At 72.6% G+C, this 18,700-nt stretch carries 20 protein-coding genes and 2 tRNA genes; 14 read left to right on the forward strand and 8 right to left on the reverse strand.

The genetic code is table 11. The annotated features are described in order from the left end of the window. Positions 1-4: 4 nt before the first annotated feature. The 6 genes from AC3RKA_RS02320 (at position 5) to AC3RKA_RS02345 (ending at position 6,507) form a co-directional block, all read left to right on the forward strand. A complete protein-coding gene (locus AC3RKA_RS02320) occupies positions 5-811 on the forward strand; it encodes a MazG nucleotide pyrophosphohydrolase domain-containing protein (RefSeq protein ID WP_489727427.1) in 807 nt (268 codons plus the stop codon). Positions 812-988: 177 nt separating this feature from the next. After that, positions 989-2,266, forward strand: coding sequence for a phosphopyruvate hydratase (gene eno, locus AC3RKA_RS02325; protein ID WP_489727428.1), 1,278 nt, complete (start codon positions 989-991; stop codon positions 2,264-2,266). Positions 2,267-2,402: 136 nt separating this feature from the next. Beyond that, positions 2,403-3,221: an FtsB family cell division protein gene (locus AC3RKA_RS02330; RefSeq protein ID WP_230260095.1), complete on the forward strand. Its 819-nt coding sequence runs from the start codon at positions 2,403-2,405 to the stop codon at positions 3,219-3,221. A gap of 50 nt (positions 3,222-3,271) precedes the next feature. Next, the gene (locus AC3RKA_RS02335; protein WP_489727429.1) at positions 3,272-4,870 is read left to right on the forward strand and encodes a DUF501 domain-containing protein; all 1,599 of its coding nucleotides are present in this window, start codon (positions 3,272-3,274) and stop codon (positions 4,868-4,870) included. Between the two features lie 53 nt (positions 4,871-4,923). Continuing rightward, positions 4,924-6,339, forward strand: coding sequence for an NAD(P)/FAD-dependent oxidoreductase (locus AC3RKA_RS02340; RefSeq protein WP_489727430.1), 1,416 nt, complete (start codon positions 4,924-4,926; stop codon positions 6,337-6,339). Positions 6,340-6,430: 91 nt separating this feature from the next. Next, positions 6,431-6,507: transfer RNA gene (locus tag AC3RKA_RS02345), tRNA-Leu, on the forward strand. 84 nt (positions 6,508-6,591) lie between these two features. Here the strand turns inward: AC3RKA_RS02345 and AC3RKA_RS02350 are convergent. The 4 genes from AC3RKA_RS02350 to AC3RKA_RS02365 all read right to left on the reverse strand — a co-directional run bounded on the left by AC3RKA_RS02350 (position 6,592) and on the right by AC3RKA_RS02365 (position 8,436). After that, positions 6,592-6,984: a hypothetical protein gene (locus AC3RKA_RS02350; protein ID WP_311795644.1), complete on the reverse strand. Its 393-nt coding sequence runs from the start codon at positions 6,982-6,984 to the stop codon at positions 6,592-6,594. Positions 6,985-7,010: 26 nt separating this feature from the next. Beyond that, positions 7,011-7,484: a helix-turn-helix domain-containing protein gene (locus tag AC3RKA_RS02355; protein WP_311795643.1), complete on the reverse strand. Its 474-nt coding sequence runs from the start codon at positions 7,482-7,484 to the stop codon at positions 7,011-7,013. 65 nt (positions 7,485-7,549) lie between these two features. Further along, the gene (locus AC3RKA_RS02360; RefSeq protein ID WP_489727431.1) at positions 7,550-7,927 is read right to left on the reverse strand and encodes a hypothetical protein; all 378 of its coding nucleotides are present in this window, start codon (positions 7,925-7,927) and stop codon (positions 7,550-7,552) included. Positions 7,928-8,118: 191 nt separating this feature from the next. Then, positions 8,119-8,436: a tyrosine-type recombinase/integrase gene (locus AC3RKA_RS02365; protein WP_311795641.1), complete on the reverse strand. Its 318-nt coding sequence runs from the start codon at positions 8,434-8,436 to the stop codon at positions 8,119-8,121. A 492-nt stretch (positions 8,437-8,928) separates the two neighbouring features. On the opposite strand from AC3RKA_RS02365, the gene AC3RKA_RS02370 reads away from it, so the two are divergent. Beyond that, positions 8,929-8,995, forward strand: a tRNA-OTHER gene (locus AC3RKA_RS02370). Positions 8,996-9,238: 243 nt separating this feature from the next. Here the strand turns inward: AC3RKA_RS02370 and AC3RKA_RS02375 are convergent. Further along, positions 9,239-9,874 (reverse strand): NAD(P)-dependent oxidoreductase, encoded by a 636-nt coding sequence (locus AC3RKA_RS02375; protein WP_387102161.1) that lies wholly within the window; start codon positions 9,872-9,874, stop codon positions 9,239-9,241. A gap of 92 nt (positions 9,875-9,966) precedes the next feature. On the opposite strand from AC3RKA_RS02375, the gene AC3RKA_RS02380 reads away from it, so the two are divergent. From AC3RKA_RS02380 to ilvA, 5 genes are all read left to right on the forward strand, one after another. Beyond that, positions 9,967-10,335: a winged helix-turn-helix transcriptional regulator gene (locus AC3RKA_RS02380; protein WP_489727432.1), complete on the forward strand. Its 369-nt coding sequence runs from the start codon at positions 9,967-9,969 to the stop codon at positions 10,333-10,335. 237 nt (positions 10,336-10,572) lie between these two features. Continuing rightward, the gene (locus AC3RKA_RS02385; protein WP_206397456.1) at positions 10,573-11,445 is read left to right on the forward strand and encodes a Bax inhibitor-1/YccA family protein; all 873 of its coding nucleotides are present in this window, start codon (positions 10,573-10,575) and stop codon (positions 11,443-11,445) included. A 122-nt stretch (positions 11,446-11,567) separates the two neighbouring features. Continuing rightward, a complete protein-coding gene (locus AC3RKA_RS02390) occupies positions 11,568-12,539 on the forward strand; it encodes an aldose 1-epimerase family protein (protein WP_049158801.1) in 972 nt (323 codons plus the stop codon). Continuing rightward, the gene (locus AC3RKA_RS02395; protein WP_489727433.1) at positions 12,536-13,753 is read left to right on the forward strand and encodes an AI-2E family transporter; all 1,218 of its coding nucleotides are present in this window, start codon (positions 12,536-12,538) and stop codon (positions 13,751-13,753) included. Before AC3RKA_RS02390 ends, AC3RKA_RS02395 begins: the two co-directional genes overlap by 4 nt. Next, positions 13,753-15,084 (forward strand): threonine ammonia-lyase, encoded by a 1,332-nt coding sequence (ilvA, locus tag AC3RKA_RS02400; protein ID WP_206397454.1) that lies wholly within the window; start codon positions 13,753-13,755, stop codon positions 15,082-15,084. The genes AC3RKA_RS02395 and ilvA overlap by 1 nt, the downstream gene beginning before the upstream one ends. Before the next feature lie 10 nt (positions 15,085-15,094). Here ilvA and AC3RKA_RS02405 read toward each other — a convergent pair whose 3' ends face one another. The 3 genes from AC3RKA_RS02405 to AC3RKA_RS02415 form a co-directional block, all read right to left on the reverse strand. After that, a complete protein-coding gene (locus tag AC3RKA_RS02405; RefSeq protein WP_049158804.1) occupies positions 15,095-15,733 on the reverse strand; it encodes a GPP34 family phosphoprotein in 639 nt (212 codons plus the stop codon). Positions 15,734-15,829: 96 nt separating this feature from the next. Next, the gene (greA, locus tag AC3RKA_RS02410; protein WP_065573345.1) at positions 15,830-16,324 is read right to left on the reverse strand and encodes a transcription elongation factor GreA; all 495 of its coding nucleotides are present in this window, start codon (positions 16,322-16,324) and stop codon (positions 15,830-15,832) included. A gap of 258 nt (positions 16,325-16,582) precedes the next feature. Further along, positions 16,583-17,029, reverse strand: a complete 447-nt coding sequence (locus AC3RKA_RS02415; RefSeq protein WP_065573344.1) for a DUF4307 domain-containing protein — start codon at positions 17,027-17,029, stop codon at positions 16,583-16,585. 115 nt (positions 17,030-17,144) lie between these two features. Here AC3RKA_RS02415 and mca point away from each other — a divergent pair, with 115 nt between their 5' ends. Both mca and AC3RKA_RS02425 read left to right on the forward strand, forming a co-directional pair. Next, complete coding sequence (gene mca / locus AC3RKA_RS02420; protein WP_080983887.1) at positions 17,145-18,137, forward strand: mycothiol conjugate amidase Mca; 993 nt, start codon at positions 17,145-17,147, stop codon at positions 18,135-18,137. 48 nt (positions 18,138-18,185) lie between these two features. Continuing rightward, entirely contained in the window at positions 18,186-18,590 is a 405-nt protein-coding gene (locus AC3RKA_RS02425) for a hypothetical protein (RefSeq protein ID WP_101965739.1), read from the forward strand. Positions 18,591-18,700: the final 110 nt, after the last annotated feature.

Genomic DNA, 18,700 nt, shown 5'->3' on the forward strand with positions numbered 1-18,700 from the left:
GCCCGTGAGCGCGAGTGTGGACCGTCTGGTGGCGGTGGTCGAGGCCCTGCGCGACCACTGCCCCTGGACGGCCGCGCTCACCCACGCCGACCTCGCCGAGTACCTCGTGGAGGAGGCGTACGAGGCGGTGGCGGAGATCGAGTCCCGCGACGCCGCCGCGTGGGCCGACGTGCCCGCGCGTCGGGCCGACGGCGCGTACCCCGCCCTGGCCGCCGAGCTCGGGGACGTCCTGTTCCAGGTGGTGCTGCACGCCGCCGTCTCCCGGGAGCCGGGCGCCCCGGCGGAGACGGCCGGGTTCCGCCTGGACGACGCCGCCGACGCCCTCACCGCCAAGATGATCCGGCGCAACCCGCTCGTGCTCACCCCCGAGGGCGGCCTGCGACCGGCCGAGGAGCTCGCCGCCGTCACGCCCGAGGCCGTCGAGCTGGCCTGGGAGCGGGTCAAGGCGCAGGAGCGGGCCGCCGCGGGGCTCTCGTCCGCCGCCCCGACCCACGACGACGGCGGCACCGGCCCGGGCCTCGACGTCGGCGACATCCCGGCCCGGCTGCCGGCGCTGGCCGCCGCCGCGAAGGTGGTCGACCGCGCGGCCCGGCAGGAGCCGGACCCGCTCGCCGCGCACGTCCCCGCGCCGGCCGCCGAGGCGGGGGAGCGCCCGGCGGCGGTGTGGCCGGACGAGGCCGCGCTCGGGACGGAGCTGTTCGCGCTGGTGTTCCGGGCCCGGGCGGCGGGGCTGGACCCCGAACGGGCCCTGCGCACCACGGTGGCGCGAGTGCGTGCGGGGGACTGGTCGGCGCTGCGTCCGTCCGGCTGACGCGGCGCCGCGCCGGCCCGGCCGCAGCCCCGACCGCGCCCCAGCGACATCGCAGCCGGGGGGAACGGCGGTCTTGTCGCCGGCGCGCGGCCGACCGGAACCGGAGGTCCCCGCTAGGCTGAGGCCGTGTCCACGCCGCGGGCACGACTTCCGACTTCGATTGAAGGAGACCCGTCCATGGCCCTGATCGACGCCATCCACGCTCGCGAGATCCTCGACTCGCGGGGCAACCCCACCGTCGAGGTGGAGGTCCTGCTCACCGACGGCTCCCTGGGCCGCGCGGCCGTGCCCTCGGGCGCGTCCACCGGCGAGTTCGAGGCGGTCGAGCGCCGTGACGGGGACAAGAAGCGCTACGGCGGCAAGGGCGTGCTGGACGCCGTCGCCGCCGTCGAGGGCATCGCGGAGGAGCTCGAGGGCGAGTTCGCCGCGGACCAGCGCGCCGTGGACCGCGCGATGCGGGACCTGGACGGCACCCCCAACAAGGGCACGCTGGGCGCGAACGCGATCCTGGGCGTGTCCATGGCCGTCGCCGTCGCCGCCGCGCAGGCCTCCGACCTCATGCTCTACAAGTACCTGGGCGGCCCGAACGCCCACGTGCTGCCCGTGCCGATGATGAACATCCTCAACGGCGGCGCCCACGCGGACTCCAACGTGGACATCCAGGAGTTCATGATCGCCCCGATCGGCGCCCCGTCCTTCCGCGAGGCCCTGCGCTGGGGCACCGAGGTCTACCACGCCCTGAAGACCGTGCTGCAGGAGAAGGGCCTGTCCACCGGCCTGGGCGACGAGGGCGGGTTCGCCCCGTCCCTGGAGTCCAACCGGGCCGCCCTGGACCTCATCGCCGAGGCCGTGACGAAGGCCGGCTACCGCCTGGGCGAGGACATCGCGCTGGCGCTGGACGTCGCCTCCTCCGAGTTCTTCGACAAGGGCTCCTACACCTTCGAGGGCCAGCAGCGCTCCGCCGAGGAGATGGCCGCCTACTACACCGAGCTGGTGGACAACTACCCGATCGTCTCCATCGAGGACCCGCTCGACGAGGACGACTGGGACGGCTGGCAGCACCTGACCGCGCAGCTGGGCGATCGCGTCCAGCTGGTGGGCGACGACCTGTTCGTCACCAACGTGGAGCGGCTGCAGCGCGGCATCGACGAGAAGGCCGGCAACGCCCTGCTCGTGAAGGTCAACCAGATCGGCTCCCTGACCGAGACCTTCGACGCCATCTCCCTGGCCCAGCGCCACATGTTCCACTGCATGATCTCGCACCGCTCGGGCGAGACCGAGGACACGTTCATCGCGGACCTCGCGGTGGCCACCAACGCCGGCCAGATCAAGACCGGCGCCCCGGCCCGCTCGGACCGCGTGGCCAAGTACAACCAGCTGCTGCGCATCGAGGAGGACCTGGACGACGCCGCCGTCTACGCGGGCCGCTCCGCCTTCCCGCGCTTCCGCGGCTGACCGTCCCCGACGACGACGCGCGGGCCCGCCCGGATCCTTCCGGGCGGGCCCGTGCCCGTCCCGGCGCGACCAGGATCCTGCCAGGGGCGGGCAGTAGGCTGGGAGGGTCCCCGCCACGCGTCCGAAGGAGTCCGCGATGAGTCCGCGCCGCCCCCGCGTGCCCCGTGTCGACCCGACGACGGGCGCCCCGCGCCGGACCGCCGTCGTGGCCCCGGCGGCCCCGACGACGGCCTCCCCGAAGGCGGACGCGCCCACGCCGACCCCCGCGGCCCCCACGCCGGCGCCCGCGGCGACGGACGCCGAGGTCATCGACCTGCAGAGCGTCCAGGAGCGCCGCCAGGCCGGTCACCCCGGACACCTGGACGGGCACCCGGACGCGGACCGGGCCGACACGGCCCCCGCCGGGGACACCGCCGCCCCCGCATCCCCGTCGGCACCCCCGCGCCGCACGGCTCCGGCCCGCCCGGCCGGGCGTCGGCCCCGGCCCGCCCCCCGCGGCGCCGCATCCGCCGCCGCCACGGCCGCCCGCCGTCGGGCCCCGCTGCCGGAGCCGGTGCCGGCCCGGCAGATCACGGGCCGCTCGCTCATCGTCGTCGCCGTGCTGCTGGTGGCCGCCGTCCTGGTGGCGCCCACGCTGCGCGCGTTCCTGAACCAGCAGCTGGAGATCTCGGCCGCGCGCGAGGAGATCGCCGCCATGCAGGCCCAGCGCGAGGACTACGAACGGCGGATCCAGCTGTGGGACGATCCCGCCTACGTGACCCAGCAGGCGCGTGAGCGTCTCGAGCTGGTCATGCCGGGGGAGACCCTGTACTCCGTGACGGGGCGGCCCTCCGAGACCGACACCGCGACCGAGACCGAGGACACGCCCGCCGCCGGCGCGGACGAGGTCGTCAACACCCGCCTGCCGTGGGCCGAGGGCCTGTGGGACTCGGCCGTCCGCGCCGGGCTCGAGTGAGCCCCGCGCCCCGCCCCCGCCCGCACCACCCCCGCACCCCCGAGGACACCATGACCGTCAGCCCCCGCCCCGCCCAGGACCGCACCGTCACCGAGAAGGACCTGGACACCCTGTCCCGCCAGCTCGGCCGCCCGGTCCGGGACGTCGTGGAGATCGGCGCCCGCTGCGTGTGCGGCAACCCCCTCGTGGCCACCACCGCGCCGCGGCTCTCCAACGGCATCCCGTTCCCCACGACCTTCTACCTGACCCACCCCGTGCTGACGGCGGCGGTCTCGCGCGTGGAGGCGGACGGGGAGATGGCGCGCATGAACGACCGCCTCGCCCAGGACCCCGCGCTCGCGGCCGCGCACCGCGCGGCGCACGAGGCCTACATCGCCGAGCGGGACTGGGTCGGGGCCGAGGCCGGCACGGGGCCCGTCCCGGAGATCGCCGGGGTCTCGGCCGGCGGCATGCCCGAGCGCGTGAAGTGCCTGCACGCCCTCGTGGGCCACGCGCTCGCGGCCGGGCCGGGGGTGAACCCGCTCGGGGACGAGGCGATCGCCCTGGTGGCCCCGTGGTGGACGCCCGAGGTCTGCGCGTGCGAGGGCGCGTGGGACGAGGCCGCGGCGGTGCCCACGAAGGACCTCTCCCGGCACGTGAAGCACCTCGAGCGCGTCGCCGCGCTGAAGGAGGTGACGGTGGCCGGCGTGGACTGCGGCACGAACTCCATCCGCCTGCTGATCTCCCGGCCGGCCGGGACGGACGAGACCACCGGCGCCGGGGCCGACCCGGCGGCGCCGCTGGCCGACGTCGTGCGCGAGATGCGCGTGGTGCGCCTGGGCGAGGGCGTGGACGCCACCGGCGCGTTCTCCGACGCCGCGCTGGAGCGCACCTTCGCGGCGGTCGACGAGTACGCCCGCCTGGTCCAGCGCCACCACGCCGGCCGGGTCCGGTTCGTGGCCACCTCCGCCAGCCGGGACGTCTCCAACCGGGCCGCGTTCGTCGACGGCGTCCGGGAGCGGCTCGGCGTCGAGCCGGAGGTCGTCTCGGGCGCCGAGGAGGCCGGCCTGTCCTTCGCGGGCGCCGTCTCCGCCGTCGAGACCGCGGACCTGGGCCCGGAGGACCTCGTGCTCGTCGTGGACCTCGGCGGCGGCTCCACCGAGCTGGTCGTCGGCACGCCCGCGGGCGAGGTCGTGGGCGCGGTCAGCCTGGACATGGGCTGCGTGCGGTTCACCGAGCGTCATCTGCGCTCCGACCCCCCGACGTCGGATGAGGTCACCGCGGCCCGCGCAGACGCGCTCCGTCTCCTCGACGACGCCGCCGCCCGCCTGCCGCTGGAACGCGTGGCGCGCGTGGTCGGCGTGGCCGGCTCGGTGACCACCGTGACCGCCGAGGCCCTCGGGCTCAGCACGTACGAGCCCGAGGCCATCCACGGTGCGCGCCTGCCGATCGCCGAGTTCCGCGCGGCGGCGGAGGGCCTCGTGGCGGCGACCCGGGCCGAACGCGCCGAGCGGGGGTTCATGCACCCGGGACGGGTGGACGTGATCGGCGCGGGCGCGCTGCTGTGGAGCACCGTCCTGGAGCGGGTGGCCGAGGTCGCGGGCGTCACCGAGGCCTGGGCGAGCGAGCACGACATCCTGGACGGGATCGTGCTCTCGCTGCGGTCCTGACCACGACGGCGGAGAGTGGAGGGGCCGGGCCCGTGCGTGCGTAGACTGGCGGTATGTCTCTCACCCCTGAACTGTCTCCCAAGCCGCGCCTGCTGATCGTCGGCGGCGGCTACGCCGGTTTCCAGCTCGCGAAGGAGCTGCAGACCAAGGTCAAGGACCGCGGCGGCGTCGTGACCGTCGTGGACCCGCTGCCGTACATGACGTACCAGCCGTTCCTGCCCGAGGTCGTCGGCGGCCACATCGAGGGGCGCAACGTCGTCGTGGACCTCGCCACCCATCTCAAGGACGCCGAGGTGCTGCGCGGCACCGTCGTGAAGGTGGAGCACGCCCGCCGCGTGGCCACCGTGCGCGGCGAGGACGGCCACGAGTTCGAGCTGCCCTACCAGGACATCGCCATGACCGCCGGCGCCACCACCCGCGTCTTCCCGATCAAGGGCCTGGGCGAGCAGGGCATCGGTCTGAAGACCGTGGAGGAGGCCGTGACGCTGCGCAACCAGATCCTGGAGCGCCTGGACGCCGCCTCCCTCATGGTGGACGCCGAGGCCCGTCATCGTGCCCTGACCTTCGTGGTGGTCGGCGGCGGCTTCGCCGGCATCGAGACCGTGGGCGAGATGGAGCACCTCATCCGCACCGCCGTCGCCCGTGACCCGCGCCTGTCCCAGTCCGAGATCCGCATCGTGCTCGTCGAGGCGATGGGCCGCATCATGCCCGAGGTCGGCGAGGACCAGGCCGTCGGCGTGGTGGAGCACCTGAAGGACCGGGGCATCGAGGTCCTGCTCAACACCTCGCTGGGCGACGCCACGGACGGGATCATGACCCTCGTGGACATGAAGGACAAGTCCGAGAAGGAGAAGTTCGGGGCCGACACCCTCGTGTGGACCGCGGGCGTGGCCGCCAACGCCGTCGCCAAGCAGACCGACTTCCCGGTCGAGGAGCGCGGCCGCATCGAGGTCACCCCCACCCTCCAGGTCAAGGACGGGGAGAACGGCGTGCTCGAGGGCGCCTGGGGCTGCGGCGACGTCTGCGCCGTCCCGGACCTGACCGGCGCGGGCCCCGGCGGGTTCTGCGTCCCGAACGCCCAGCACGCCGGCCGTCAGGCCAAGCAGCTGGCCGCCAACTACATGGCCGTCCGCCACGGTGAGGGCGAGGTGCAGGAGTACGTGCACAAGTCGCTCGGCGCCGTCGCCGGCCTGGGCTTCTTCAAGGGCGTCGGCAACCCGCTCGGCGTGAAGATCGCCGGCCCGGCCGCCTTCCTGGCGCACCGCGGCTACCACGCCTACGCGATGCCCACCCTGGACCGCCGCTTCCGCATCCTCTCCGGCTGGGTCGCCGAGACCCTGTTCGGCCGCGACTCCACCTCGGTGGAGGGCCTGGACACCCCGTTCAACCCGTTCCGCCGCGCCGCCGGCGTCGAGCTCGCGCCCGGCCGCTTCGAGCGGCGGCGGGCCCTCGAGTCCTCGAAGGGCTGATCCTGCAGCCAGCGGGCCGCCGGCCCCGTCCGAGCGCATCGGACGGGGCCGGCGTCGTCCGCACCCGGGCCCGCGTCCACGGGCCCGCCACGCCCCCGTGGCCCAACTGGCAGAGGCGGCCGACTTAAAATCGGCGTGTTGCGGGTTCGAGTCCCGCCGGGGGCACCAAAAACGGCCCCTGACTAGGCATGATGCCAAGTCGGGGGCCGTTCAAGCACCTGGAATCCCGGCCGAACCACCGGAATGGAACTCCTACTTACCGGCCATGTCGCTGTCCTCGGTGACCTCGGCGGGGGCTCGATCGACTGTGATTGTCACGTCTGGTGTTCGCGGATCGATTTCGAGAGCGAAGTCGAGCACTCCCTTCATCTGCCTTGCCAGGATGGCGCACGCATCGTAGGCAGCATTGTGCAGGCCGGCCTCCACGGTCGCCTGGATGACCTCTTCATCGGATGCCTCGTTGAGGGGGGAGTCTGAGGTGAAGTGAACGACACCACCGACTAGGAGATGCTGGCGGTCCTCGATGAACTCTGTCGTCACGAACAACGCGCCATATCGGCAGTCGTCCTCCTGGTGGAAGTGCGCTTCGATCTCGAAGAGCCGCTCATCTGGTCGTTCGTCGTCCAGGAGTACGCCGGCTGACATGTGAGCAATTTGCGTTCCGTTGACAGTCAGTCGCATGAGGCACCCGCCATCGCGTAGGAGGAATGATGGTCAGCGTTCGAGCCCTGGCGCCCGATTCGGGCGCCACTGTGGCTGTAGCGAAGTGGCCCTCGGGACGCAGCGTGGGCGATGTACCACTTGTTCGCCATCTTGTCGTAGAGATCGGGATCCTTGGCGTCTTGGACCTTCTGGTCGGCCCAGGGCTCTCCGTCGCATGCCTCGATGACAACGAGGGCGTTCATCGCCAACGCATAGCGACGAATCGTGCTCAGGGTCGGGTTCGAGTCGTGGCGCTCCAGCTGGGCGACTCCTGGTCGGGAGATGCCCATGCGCTTAGCTACCTGAGCCTGTGACAAGTTCTTGGACTCACGGATGGCCACGAGGCGAGGGATCAGGTCCATAGTCTGCTTCACAAGTTCATCAGACAGGACCTGACGAGGGTTGAACTCATCCCCCTCAAAGAGGTCATCTAGGATCGACATCTTGCACCTCCAGTTGTCGTCTCACGACGAGACGTGACTCAAAACTAACAGTCCGTGAGGCGATGCTACAGGCTAAGACCCCAGGTGGCGCCATCGCGGTTCCCGCTTGTGTATCGCCACTGGGCTGTTTTGATCTGCCTCGTCTGGACGCCGTCGCGGTCCTGTCCTCGAGGCTTGCGAGCGAAGTGCAGTGCCAGGAGGACATGCTCATGCTCCGGTGGCTCGGCGTAGTAGAGCCTCAGGAGGTGACGCTTGCTGACGTCCGGGTGATCAGGGTTCACCTGAACGCGGATTTCGAGCATGTCCGGGTACTTCGGTAGTTCGCCAGCCGCCGGTGGGTCGTCGAAGGTGAGGGTCCCCTCGCGTGCTTGACGGATAAATCGCTTGGGTTGTGACTTGGCTTCAAGGTGGGCGTCCTCGTCAGTTGCTTCCAGTGCGTCCATGATCTGAGTGATCTCGCGGGCGACCGGGCAATGCTTGAACTCTGGAGCCTCTTTAGCGTCGAACCACGTCCCCCCGGTGCCGTTCGTAGAGCGGTACTTGGTCCTGGGATCATCTTCCCGGGCTGGCGTCTGGGGGGCGGCCTGCTGGCTCCTGCCAATGTGGGGCCCCGGTCGCGGTGGTGGTGTTCCAGTCATGCATTCTCCTCATCCCAGAATGTAGCCAGTGTGCCACTCATGTCCGCCGCGTCTGGCGCCTTCGCCCGGTAGTGCCCGGCCGTGATCGCCTCGTTCGAGTGCCCCAGGTACGCCGACGCTGCCGTCAACCCCTCCGCGTCCGCGAGCCTCGTTGCCACCGTCCGCCGGAACGTGTGCGGCGTGACCCACTCGAACCCGTTCGCCGCCGGCGCCTTCCGCCACTGCGTGCGGAAGTTCGAGGGGTCCCGCAGGGTCCCCTCGACGACGGGAACACCACGGACGACACGACGCCGAGAGACGTCATCCGCTCCCATCGGCCCCGGAGCATGTCTGCCGTGTGCGCGTCCACCGTGTACCGCTGGACCGGTCCCCGCGACTTCGGGTGATCCTGGCGCGTGATCCCGCCCGTGGTGACCATGACGGCGCCCGTAATCTCGACGTGCCGGCCGTCCAGGTCCACAGCGGCCCAACGCAGGGCCAGCGCCTCCGAGATACGGCACCCCGTGGCGAGCATGACGTCCACGACATCCCGTAGATCGTCCGGGCGCGTGTACCGGCCGTTCTGCAACGGCGCCGACTGCCACTCGCCCAACTTTCGCCGCAGGGTCCGCACGTCCGCGCGGGAGAGGACGCGAACTTCATTCCGGGCCGCCGGGATCGCCGAGACCTCCCGCAGAGGGTTCGACGTGATCTCCTCGTAGCGGGCGGCGATGGACAGAACCCCGGACGCGCACGTCTTCGCCATGCGCGCGGTCGCCGGCCCGCAGGGCCGCCAGAATCGCCGGTATCATGCGGGAAGCGGGCACCCCCTGGGCGGCATGGGATCACCGACCGACAATCGGCGTGTTGCGGGTTCGAGTCCCGCCGGGGGCACCCCACGCGCACGGCTCGAACCGCAGTCCAGAGGATCACGGGCTGGGGTTCGAGCCGTGTCGGCGTCCGCGGTCCCGGTGAGCGCGCCCTGCGCCTCATCCGTGCCGAGGAGGAGTCGACCGACGTCCGCCGCACCGACCCCCCGCTGTATCCGGCGGCCGTGTCCGGGCCGCGCGCTCATGGAGCACGCCTGGTGGGCCCCAGAACTGCGGCGCCGAACCGCGCGGAGAGGCTCCGGGGACGTCAGTACGCGAAGTGGATCTGCGCCCGGTGGCGGGTGGGCGTCTCGATCTCATCGAGCACGGCGCGGGCGAAGTCGGCGCCGCTGATCGCGGACTTCCCGTCCTGGTCGAACAGCGCGACCTCGCCGGAGACGCGGTAGCGTCCGAGCGCTTCCCCGGGCGCGTGGGAGCCGAACTCTGCGGCCGGGCTGACGAACAGCCAGTCCACGTCGACGGACCCCGTGGCGAGGTCTGCGAGGATGTCGTTCATCTCCCGAGCTTCGGCGGCGAACTCCGGGGGCAGATCGTCGCCCTCGACGAACCGCGGGGCGCCCTCCGCCGGGCGGAGAGAGCTGAATCCCCCGATCCCGACGAACCGGGCGCCGTTCGTGGCCGCCGCCTGGGCGAGCGAACGGTAGGCGTCGCGCAGCTTGCCCGCATTGTCCCCTCGTGGTGAGAGCGCGGCGACGACGACCTCGGCACCCGCGATGTCGGGGACGGACTGGGTGAGGTCGCCGGTGACGTAGTCGACGCCCTCGACCTGTGTCCCGGGGGCCGTTCGACTGATGGCCGTGACGGTGTGGCCGCGACGCGCGGCCTCGGCGACGATCGCGGCTCCCGCGTACCCCGTTCCTCCGACAACCGTGATTGCAGTCATCTCGGTGCTTCTCCATCCTTGGTGAGATCAGTAGGTGGTGGTTACTGTAGGAGACCAGGCGACATTCGGGAAGTAGGCACCTTGTGGTAACCATGAATCAGGCGGGATCGAAGCGCGGGAACCCCTACGAGCAGGGGTGCCCGACGCGGCATATCCTCGACCGGATCGGTGACAAGTGGACGATCCTGATCGTCGGGGCGCTGGGAGAGGAGAGCCTCCGGTTCTCCGAGCTGCGCCGACGGATCGAGGGGATCTCGCAGAAGATGCTCACCCAGACCCTGCGCGCCCTCGAGGAGGACGGCCTGGTGGTGCGTACGGTCTACGCGGAGGTCCCAGCGCGGGTGGAGTACCGGCTCACCGAGGCCGGGCACAGCCTTCGGGCCCCGCTGCAGGCGCTGGAGGAATGGTCGATCACGCACCTCGCCGATGTGCTGCACGCTCGCACCCACTACCAGACCTGACGCGCACCGCCCTGGAGGAGGAGTCGGTCCACCGGACGGAGTGGGGCCTGCGGTACGGATGAGGGCGCTTCACCTCTGCGCCCACCGTGAACAGCCCGCGAATCCACGCGGATCCGCGCCCGGGGCCCGCGCACGGACGGGCATGTGTCGATAGGATTGTGAGGGAACCCCGGGGCACGGAGCGCGGCTCACCGCAGCGGCGTGCGACCGGGCCGACTCGACCCGAAGGAGCGAGCCGTGGCGAATCCGGTCATGAACTCTCAGAACTTCCAGCAGCAGATGCAGGGCGGCGGACAGGCGCAGCCCGGCTGGTACCAGGGCGGGACGCAGTCCGCGCAGTCCCCCTACGGCCAGCAGGACCCCTCCGGCCGGGCCCAGGCGTTCGGCGCCGGCCAGGCCGCGCAGGACTACGCCCACCAGCAGTCCATGGAGGACGCCTTCCGTGCCCCAGCCGCCAGCCCGGAGCACACCGGCCGGATGACCTACAACGACGTCGTCGGCAAGACCGGCCTCATGCTCGTGCTGGTCGTCGTGGCCGGCGCGGTCGGCTGGTTCTCGCCGGGCCTGATGATCGTCGGCGCGATCGCCGGCCTCGTCCTCGGCCTGGTCAACTCGTTCAAGCGCGAGCCCTCCCCCGTGCTGATCATGCTCTACGCCCTGGCCGAGGGCCTGTTCCTCGGCGGCATCTCCGCCGTGTTCGAGGCGTCCTACCCGGGCATCGTGGTGCAGGCCGTGCTCGGCACCCTCTCCGTGTTCGCGGTGATGCTGGCCCTGTACACCTCGGGCAAGTTCCGCCCCACCCCGCGCATGACCAAGATCGTCATGACGGCCATGCTGGGCTACCTCGTGTTCATGCTCGTCAACCTGGTCCTGACCTGGACGGGCATCGCGAACCTGCGCACCGGCGGCCTCGGCCTGATCATCGGCGCGCTCGCCGTGCTTCTCGCGGCGTACTCGCTGACCATGGACTTCGAGATGGCCGCCGTGGGCGTGAAGAACGGCGCCCCGCAGAAGTACTCCTGGTCCGTCGCGTTCGGCCTGACCGTGACCCTGGTCTGGCTGTACATCGAGATCCTGCGCATCCTCTCCATCCTGCGCAGCAACGACTGACCCGTCCGTCCCGTCCCCGCACGGAGACCCGCACCGCCGCCCCGGTCCTGCACAGGCCGGGGCGGTCTGCGTCCGCGAGGGCGTAGATTGAGGGGGTCCCTCGCCGTCACCCAGGAGGTCCCGTGACCGAGACCAGCGACCTGCCCGCCTTCGGGGCCCCGGACGCCACCGGCACCCAGCACCGCCTGCACCGCGGGTCCGCGGAGGCCGTCGTCGTCGGCCTGGCCGGTGCCCTGCGCAGGTACCGCGTGGCCGGCGTGGACCTCACAGAGCCGTACGGCCCGGACGTGGTCCCGCCCGCCGCCAACGGCATCCAGATGAGCCCGTGGCCGAACCGCGTCGCCGGCGCCCGCTGGATCCTGGACGGCGTCGAGCAGCTTCTGGACGTCACCGAACCCGCGCGCGGCCACGCCAGCCACGGCCTGCTGCGCAACACCCACTTCGTCACCGAGACGTTCTCCGCCCACGCGGTGACCCTGCGCGGCGAGATCCACCCCCAGCACGGCTGGCCGTTCCGGCTCACCCACCGCGTCACGTACGAGCTCGAGGCGGACGGCGGCCTCACCGTCACCGCCGAGGTGCAGAACCACACGGACGCCACCGTGCCCGTGGCGGTCGGCGCCCACCCGTTCCTGCGGATCGGGGACGTCCCGACGGCGGAGCTGAGCCTGCGCGTGCCCGCGGACGCCTGGATCCGCACGGGGGAGGACCTCATCCCCGTGGAGACCCTGCCGGTGGACGGCACGGACCTGGACTTCCGCCGCGGCCGGACCGTGGGCGAGGACGCCCTGGACGTGTGCCTCACCGGCCTGACCCCGGACGCCGACGGCCGGCACCGCCAGACCCTGCTCGCCGCGGACGGCCGGGCCGTGACCCTGTGGTCCGACCACGCGTTCGCCTACACCCACGTCTTCGTCACGGACCGGCTGCCCGGCCGGGACACGGCGCTCGCGGTGGAGCCGCTCACCGCTCCCGCGGACGCCCTGAACTCGGGGGAGGGCCTGCACCGGCTCGCCCCGCACGCCCGCTGGAGCGTCCAGTGGGGTCTGACCCCCCATGTCCCCGACCACCCACACGAGGAGGATCGCGCGTGAGCTCGACCCTGGCGGCCCAGACCAAGATCAACAAGGACGTGCCCTACGGGCTGACGGTGGCCGCAGCCTGGTCCTGGCGGCTGGTGGCCGTCGTCATCGGCGTCGGCGTCGTGGTGTACCTGCTCAGCTTCGTGAGCCTCGTGCTGATCCCCATCCTGGTGGCCGCGCTGCTGGCCACCCTGCTGGCCCCGGTGTACCAGGCGATGCGGCGCATCCGGGTGCCCGGCGTCGCGGCCGCCCTGCTGTGCGTGCTGCTGCTGATCGTCGTCGTGGTGGGCCTCATGGGGCTCGCCGGTCAGCAGATCGTCCAGGGCTTCGCCCAACTGGGCGACCAGCTGGGCCAGGCCGTCGACGACGCGATCGCCTGGCTGGCCGGCGTGGGCGTGGAGATCCCCCGTTCCGGTGCCGGGCTGGAGGGCCTGTGGCAGACACTGCGGGACAACTCCGCCACGCTCATGAACAGCGCCGTCACGTTCGGCTCCACGGCCGTCAACATCGGCGCGGGCCTGTTCATCGCCCTGTTCGCCCTGATCTTCTTCCTCTACGACGGCGACCGCATCTGGCGCTTCCTCCTGATCTTCGTGCCGAAGGCGCACCGGGCCACCGTGGGCCGTGCGGGCCGCTCGGGCTGGCAGTCGCTCGGCTCCTACGTGCGGGTGCAGATCTTCGTGGCGTTCATCGACGCCGTCGGCATCGGCATCGGCGCCCTGATCCTGGGCGTGCCGCTGGCCATTCCGCTGGCCGTGCTCGTGTTCCTGGCCTCGTTCATCCCGATGATCGGCGCCACCCTGACCGGCGCGATGGCGGTGCTCCTGGCGCTGATGTCCAACGGCCTGGTCAACGCGCTGCTCATGCTGGGCGTGGTGCTGCTCGTGCAGCAGATCGAGTCGAACGTCCTGCAGCCGCTCGTGATGGGCAAGGCCGTCGCGCTGCACCCGCTGGCCGTGTTCCTGGCCGTCGCCGCCGGCTCCACCGTCCTCGGTCTGGCGGGCGCCGTGTTCGCCGTGCCGGTGCTGGCCTTCGTGAACAGCTTCGTCCGCGCCCTCACCGCGGACACCCCCGAGGAGCTCACGGAGCGGACGGACCACGCCCTCGAACCGGGCGGCGCGGAGGACGAGGCGGCCGGCTCCCACCGGTACCGCCCCTCGACGCACGACGACGCGGCCCTCGCCTCCGAGGCCGACGCGGGCACCCGGCACGGGGACGACGCCTGATGGGCGCGGCGCAGGCCACCGATGCCCCGGACCGCACCGTCCCGACGCCGTCGCCCCGGTGGGTGCGGCCCGCCGACGGCCCGCCGGCCCCGGCGGAGCTGCCCGTCACCCTCGGGGAGATCGAGCGGGCGCGCGAGACGCTGCGCGGGATCGCCGAGCGCTCCCCGTTGCAGCACTCCCGGGCGCTCTCCCGGGCCGTGGGCACGGACGTGCACCTGAAGTGCGAGAACCTGCAGCGGGCCGGCTCGTTCAAGGTCCGCGGCGCCTACGTGCGGATGGCGCAGCTGAGCGAGGGGGAGCGCGGCCGCGGCGTCGTGGCCGCCTCGGCCGGCAACCACGCCCAGGGTGTCGCCCTCGCCGCCGCCAAGCTCGGCATCCGCGCCCGCATCTTCATGCCGCACGGCGTCGCCCTGCCCAAGCTGCAGGCCACCCGGGACCACGGTGCCGAGGTCGTCCTGCACGGCTCCACCGTGGACGAGTCCCTCGCCGAGGCGCAGCGGTGGGCCACGGAGACCGGTGCCGTGTTCATCCCGCCGTTCGACGACCCGGCCGTGATCGCGGGCCAGGGCACCGTCGGCCTCGAGATCCTCGACGTGCTGCCGGACGTGGACACCGTGATCATGGGCATCGGCGGTGGGGGGCTCATCGCCGGCACGGCCGTGGCCCTCAAGGAGGCCGCCCGGCGTCGTGGGCGCACCGTGCGCGTCATCGGGGTGCAGGCGGCCACCGCCGCCGCGTTCCCCGGCTCCCTCGAGGAGGGCCGCGTCCAGGTGCTGGAGAGCGTGTCCACCATCGCGGACGGCATCGCCGTCGGCAAGCCCGGGGCCCTGCCGCTGCGGATCGCCGCCGAGCTGGTGGACGCCGTCGTGACCGTCACGGACGACGAGATCGCCGCGGCCCTCGTCCACCTCCTCGAGCGCTCCAAGCTCGTCGTGGAGCCGGCGGGCGCCGTCGGGGTGGCCGCCCTGCTGGCGGGCCGCACGGCGGACCTGGGCTTCGAGCTCGGCACCACCGCCGTGATCCTCTCCGGCGGGAACATCGATCCGATGCTCATGCTGAAGTCCATCCAGGCCGGACTGTCGGCCGCGGGGCGCTACATGACCGTGCGCATCCCGCTGCGGGACCGCCCGGGCGAGCTGGCCACGATCTCACGGATCATCGCGGACACGGACGCCAACGTGGTGCGCGTGGACCACACCCGCGTCGGCCCGGAGCTGTCCATGGGCGGCGTGCACATCACGATCGACATGGAGACCCGCGGCGCCGAGCACTCCGCCCAGGTCCTGGAGGCGCTGCGCGCGGCCGGCTACAGCCCGGCCCCGCTGCCCTGACCGGGCCGGCTCAGGCCACGGAGCCGGCGGCGGCCGCGGTGACGGTGCCGGAGGTCCCGCCCACCGCGCGGCGCACGGCCTGGACCAGGAGGTCCTCGCGCGTCAGCGTCTCGATGCGGCGGACCATCTCGCGGCGGTCATAGCGCTCGTGGGCGCCCGGCAGCAGGCGTCGGGCCAGGTTGAGGTGCTGCAGCACGCCGAGCAGGAGCACGTCCTCGTCGGAGGGCTCGGCCTCGTCCAGGACCACGGCGGTCAGGTGCGCGAGCAGCTCGGCGCGCTCGGTGCCGCGGGGGACGTGTCGGGTGGCCAGGAAGGCCTTGCGCTCGGTGAGGCGGCCGGTCTCGGTCAGATGCGCGACGACGGCCTTGCGCAGGTCCGGCTTCCCGGCCGCGACGGTGGACACGAGCGGCCGGCCGGCCAGGGCGTCGACCTCTCGGAGGGAGGAGTCCAGGACGGGGTCGCCGGTGGTGCCCGCCGCGGTCACGAGCACGCGGGCCCGATCCACGGGGACGTCCTCGAGGGTCACGATCCCGGCGGAGCGATGGTCGGCCAGCGCGGCGGCCGCGAGGGCCACGCGGTGGTGGGAGGGGCTCTCGGAGAGTCCGTCCTCGCGGGTGAGCAGCAGGTGCGCCTTCTCGACGGTCAGCATGGGGCCAGAGTAGCAACGGGGGCGCGGTGGGGCCCGGGACGGACGACGGCCGCGGCCCCTCGAGGGGACCGCGGCCGTCGTCGGGGCCGGGGAGGGTCAGCCGGAGTAGGGCTGGACGTCCTTGACCTCGACCTCGATGTCCTTGCCGTTCGGGGCGGTGTAGGAGACCTTGTCGCCCTTCTTGGCGCCGTTGATGGCCTCGCCGAGCGGGGAGCGCTCGGAGTAGACCTCGAGCGACTCGTCGTCCGCGGCGATCTCGCGGTTGCCGAAGAGGAAGGTCATCTCGTCGCCGGCGACGACGGCGGTCACCACGGTGCCCGGGTGCACGGCGCCGTCGTTCTCGGCGGCCTCACCGACGCGGGCGGTCTCGAGCAGGTGCTTCAGCTCGGCGATGCGGCCCTCGTTCTTGGACTGCTCCTCGCGGGCGGCGTGGTAGCCGCCGTTCTCCTTGAGGTCGCCCTCATCGCGGGCGGCCTCGATGCGCTCGATGATCTCCTGGCGGCCGGGGCCGGAGATGTGCTCGAGCTCCTTGGAGAGGCGGTCGTACGCCTCCTGGGTCAGCCACGGGGCGTCGGACTGGCTGGTGGTCATGCTCTGTTCCGCCTTTCTGTCTCGGGTGATGCGGAGTCCGGGGCGCGGCACACCGGGTCCGGCGCGCGATCCGCGTCCGGCGGACGCGCCCGCATGCGAAAGACCCCGCCGATCAGGAGGACGCGCGTGGCCCGAGGGCTCCGTGCGACGCCTGCCTGACTCACCGGCGGGGCGGGAATGCTCCGAGGAGTCTATCCGGGCGGTGTGCGTCACACCAAAGGCGCCCGCTACGCCGAGGGCGGAGCGGGCCGGGAGGGTTCAGACCTTGCGGCAGGTCTCGACGACGCCGGAGTCGCCCCGCACCACGGTGCGCACGTCCACGGTGTAGCGCTGCTGCGCGTCCGAGGGGGAGTCCCGCCGGTCGGCCGGCAGGGTCTCCAGGCGGACGGTGCGGAAGCCGACGGGGGCGGCGTGGGAGTCGGTGACGAGCACATCGCATTCGGCCTGGACGCCCTCCGGGACGGAGGCCTGGAAGGTGACGGTCGCGTGGCCGTCGTCCTCGATGGTGAAGCCGACGTCCTTGTACTCGATGGCGCCCACGGACATGTTCAGGCCGATCCACACGGACAGCAGCACGGCCACGACCAGCCCGAGCCCGCCGAGGACCGCCCACAGCCGACGACGGCCCGGACGCGTGTGGTCCGTGCCGTACCGGTTGGCTAATGTGGGGTCCTGCGCGCGGACCGCGGGGGCGTGGTGAGACATCCCCTCCACCCTAGCCGCTGCCCGCCGCCGGAGGCCGATCAGGACGTCGGCCCCGCCCCCTCACGCCGCCGTCCCCGCGTCGGCCCCGCCATCCGGACAGGAGTGTGCGATCCCCGTGACCGATCAGACCCCCCAGGCCCAGCCCGCCGCAGGCACCGCCCTGCCGCCCTCCACCGGGCTGCGCCTCATGGCGGTGCACGCCCACCCGGACGACGAGTCCTCGAAGGGGGCCGGCACCATGGCCGCCTACGCGGCGGCCGGGGCCGAGGTCATGGTCGTCACGTGCACCGGCGGCGAGGCCGGCACCCTGCTCAACCCGTCGTTCGGGGACACCACCCGGGCCGACCGGGACATCGCGGCCGTGCGCCGCGAGGAGATGGCGGAGGCCGCGCGCATCCTCGGCATCCGGCACGCCTGGCTCGGCTTCCTCGACTCGGGCCTGCCCGAGGGGGATCCGCTGCCGGCCCTCCCGGCGAACTGCTTCGCCGAGGTCCCGCTCCGGGATGCGGCGACCCCGCTGATCTCGCTCGTGCGCCGGTTCCGCCCGCACGTGCTCATCTCCTATGACGAGGTCGGCGGCTACCCGCACCCGGACCACCTGCAGGCCCACGCCGTGACGATGGAGGCCTACCGGGCCGCGGGCCTCGCGGACGAGTACCCCGAGGCCGGGCCCGCGTGGGAGGTCTCGAAGGTCTACTACGACTGCGGCTTCAACCCGCGGAAGTTCCGCACGATGGCCGCGGTGGCCGAGGCCGACGGCGAGGACGTGCCGTTCGCCCGACGCCTGATGATGTTCGACGCGATGGACGCGATGCGCGAGGTGCTGCGCCGCCGCGAAGCCGGGGAGGACGTGCCCGACCCGGAGGTCATCCCGCCGTGGGTCACCGCGGACCACGACGTCACCACGCAGGTGGACGTCACCGGCTTCCTCGACGAGCGCGACGCCGCCCTGCGGGCGCATCGCACGCAGATCGACCCCGACGGCATGTTCTTCGACGCCCCCCACGACCTGCAGCGGCGCGCCTGGCCGTGGGAGGACTTCGCGCTGATCGACTCGCGCGTGCCCTCCGAGCTGCCGGAGCACGACCTCTTCGCCGGCCTGCGCTGAGCCGACCCGGCTCGGGCCGTGCGGCCGGGGCCGGTAGAGTGGGGCGGCGTGACACCCCTGTCTGGCCTTCCCCTCGTCCTCACCGCGCTCGCGGCCGCGAGCCCCGCGCCGGTGCCCGCCGTCCCGGAGCCGACGCTGCGCCCCGGGCTCGAGGAGGCGGAGGTCACCCCCGGCATCGAAGGGTTCCTGTTCACCGCGCTCATGGTGGTCATGGCGATCATCGTCTTCCGCGTCATGGTCCGCTCCGTGCGCCGCGTCCAGCAGCGCTCCCCGCAGGCCGAGGCCATGCTCGTGGAGCGCCATCAGCAGCACCTGCCGGACGAGGCGCGCGCGGGCGGCGAGCACCTGGACGCGGACTCCGAGGACCGGCTGCGCCGCCTGCAGGAGAAGTACCCCGGCTACCTCCAGGAGCCGGCCCCGGAGCCCCAGGCCCCGGACACCGGACGCGACTGACCGTCGTCGGGCCCGTGCACGCCCGAGACTCGACGCCGGAGACTCCACGCCCGAACCCTTGAGGCCCGCAGACGCGCCGCTACGGCATGACCGTAGCGGCGCGTCTGCGG

It is taken from the genome of Micrococcus sp. iso_229, assembly GCF_058072725.1.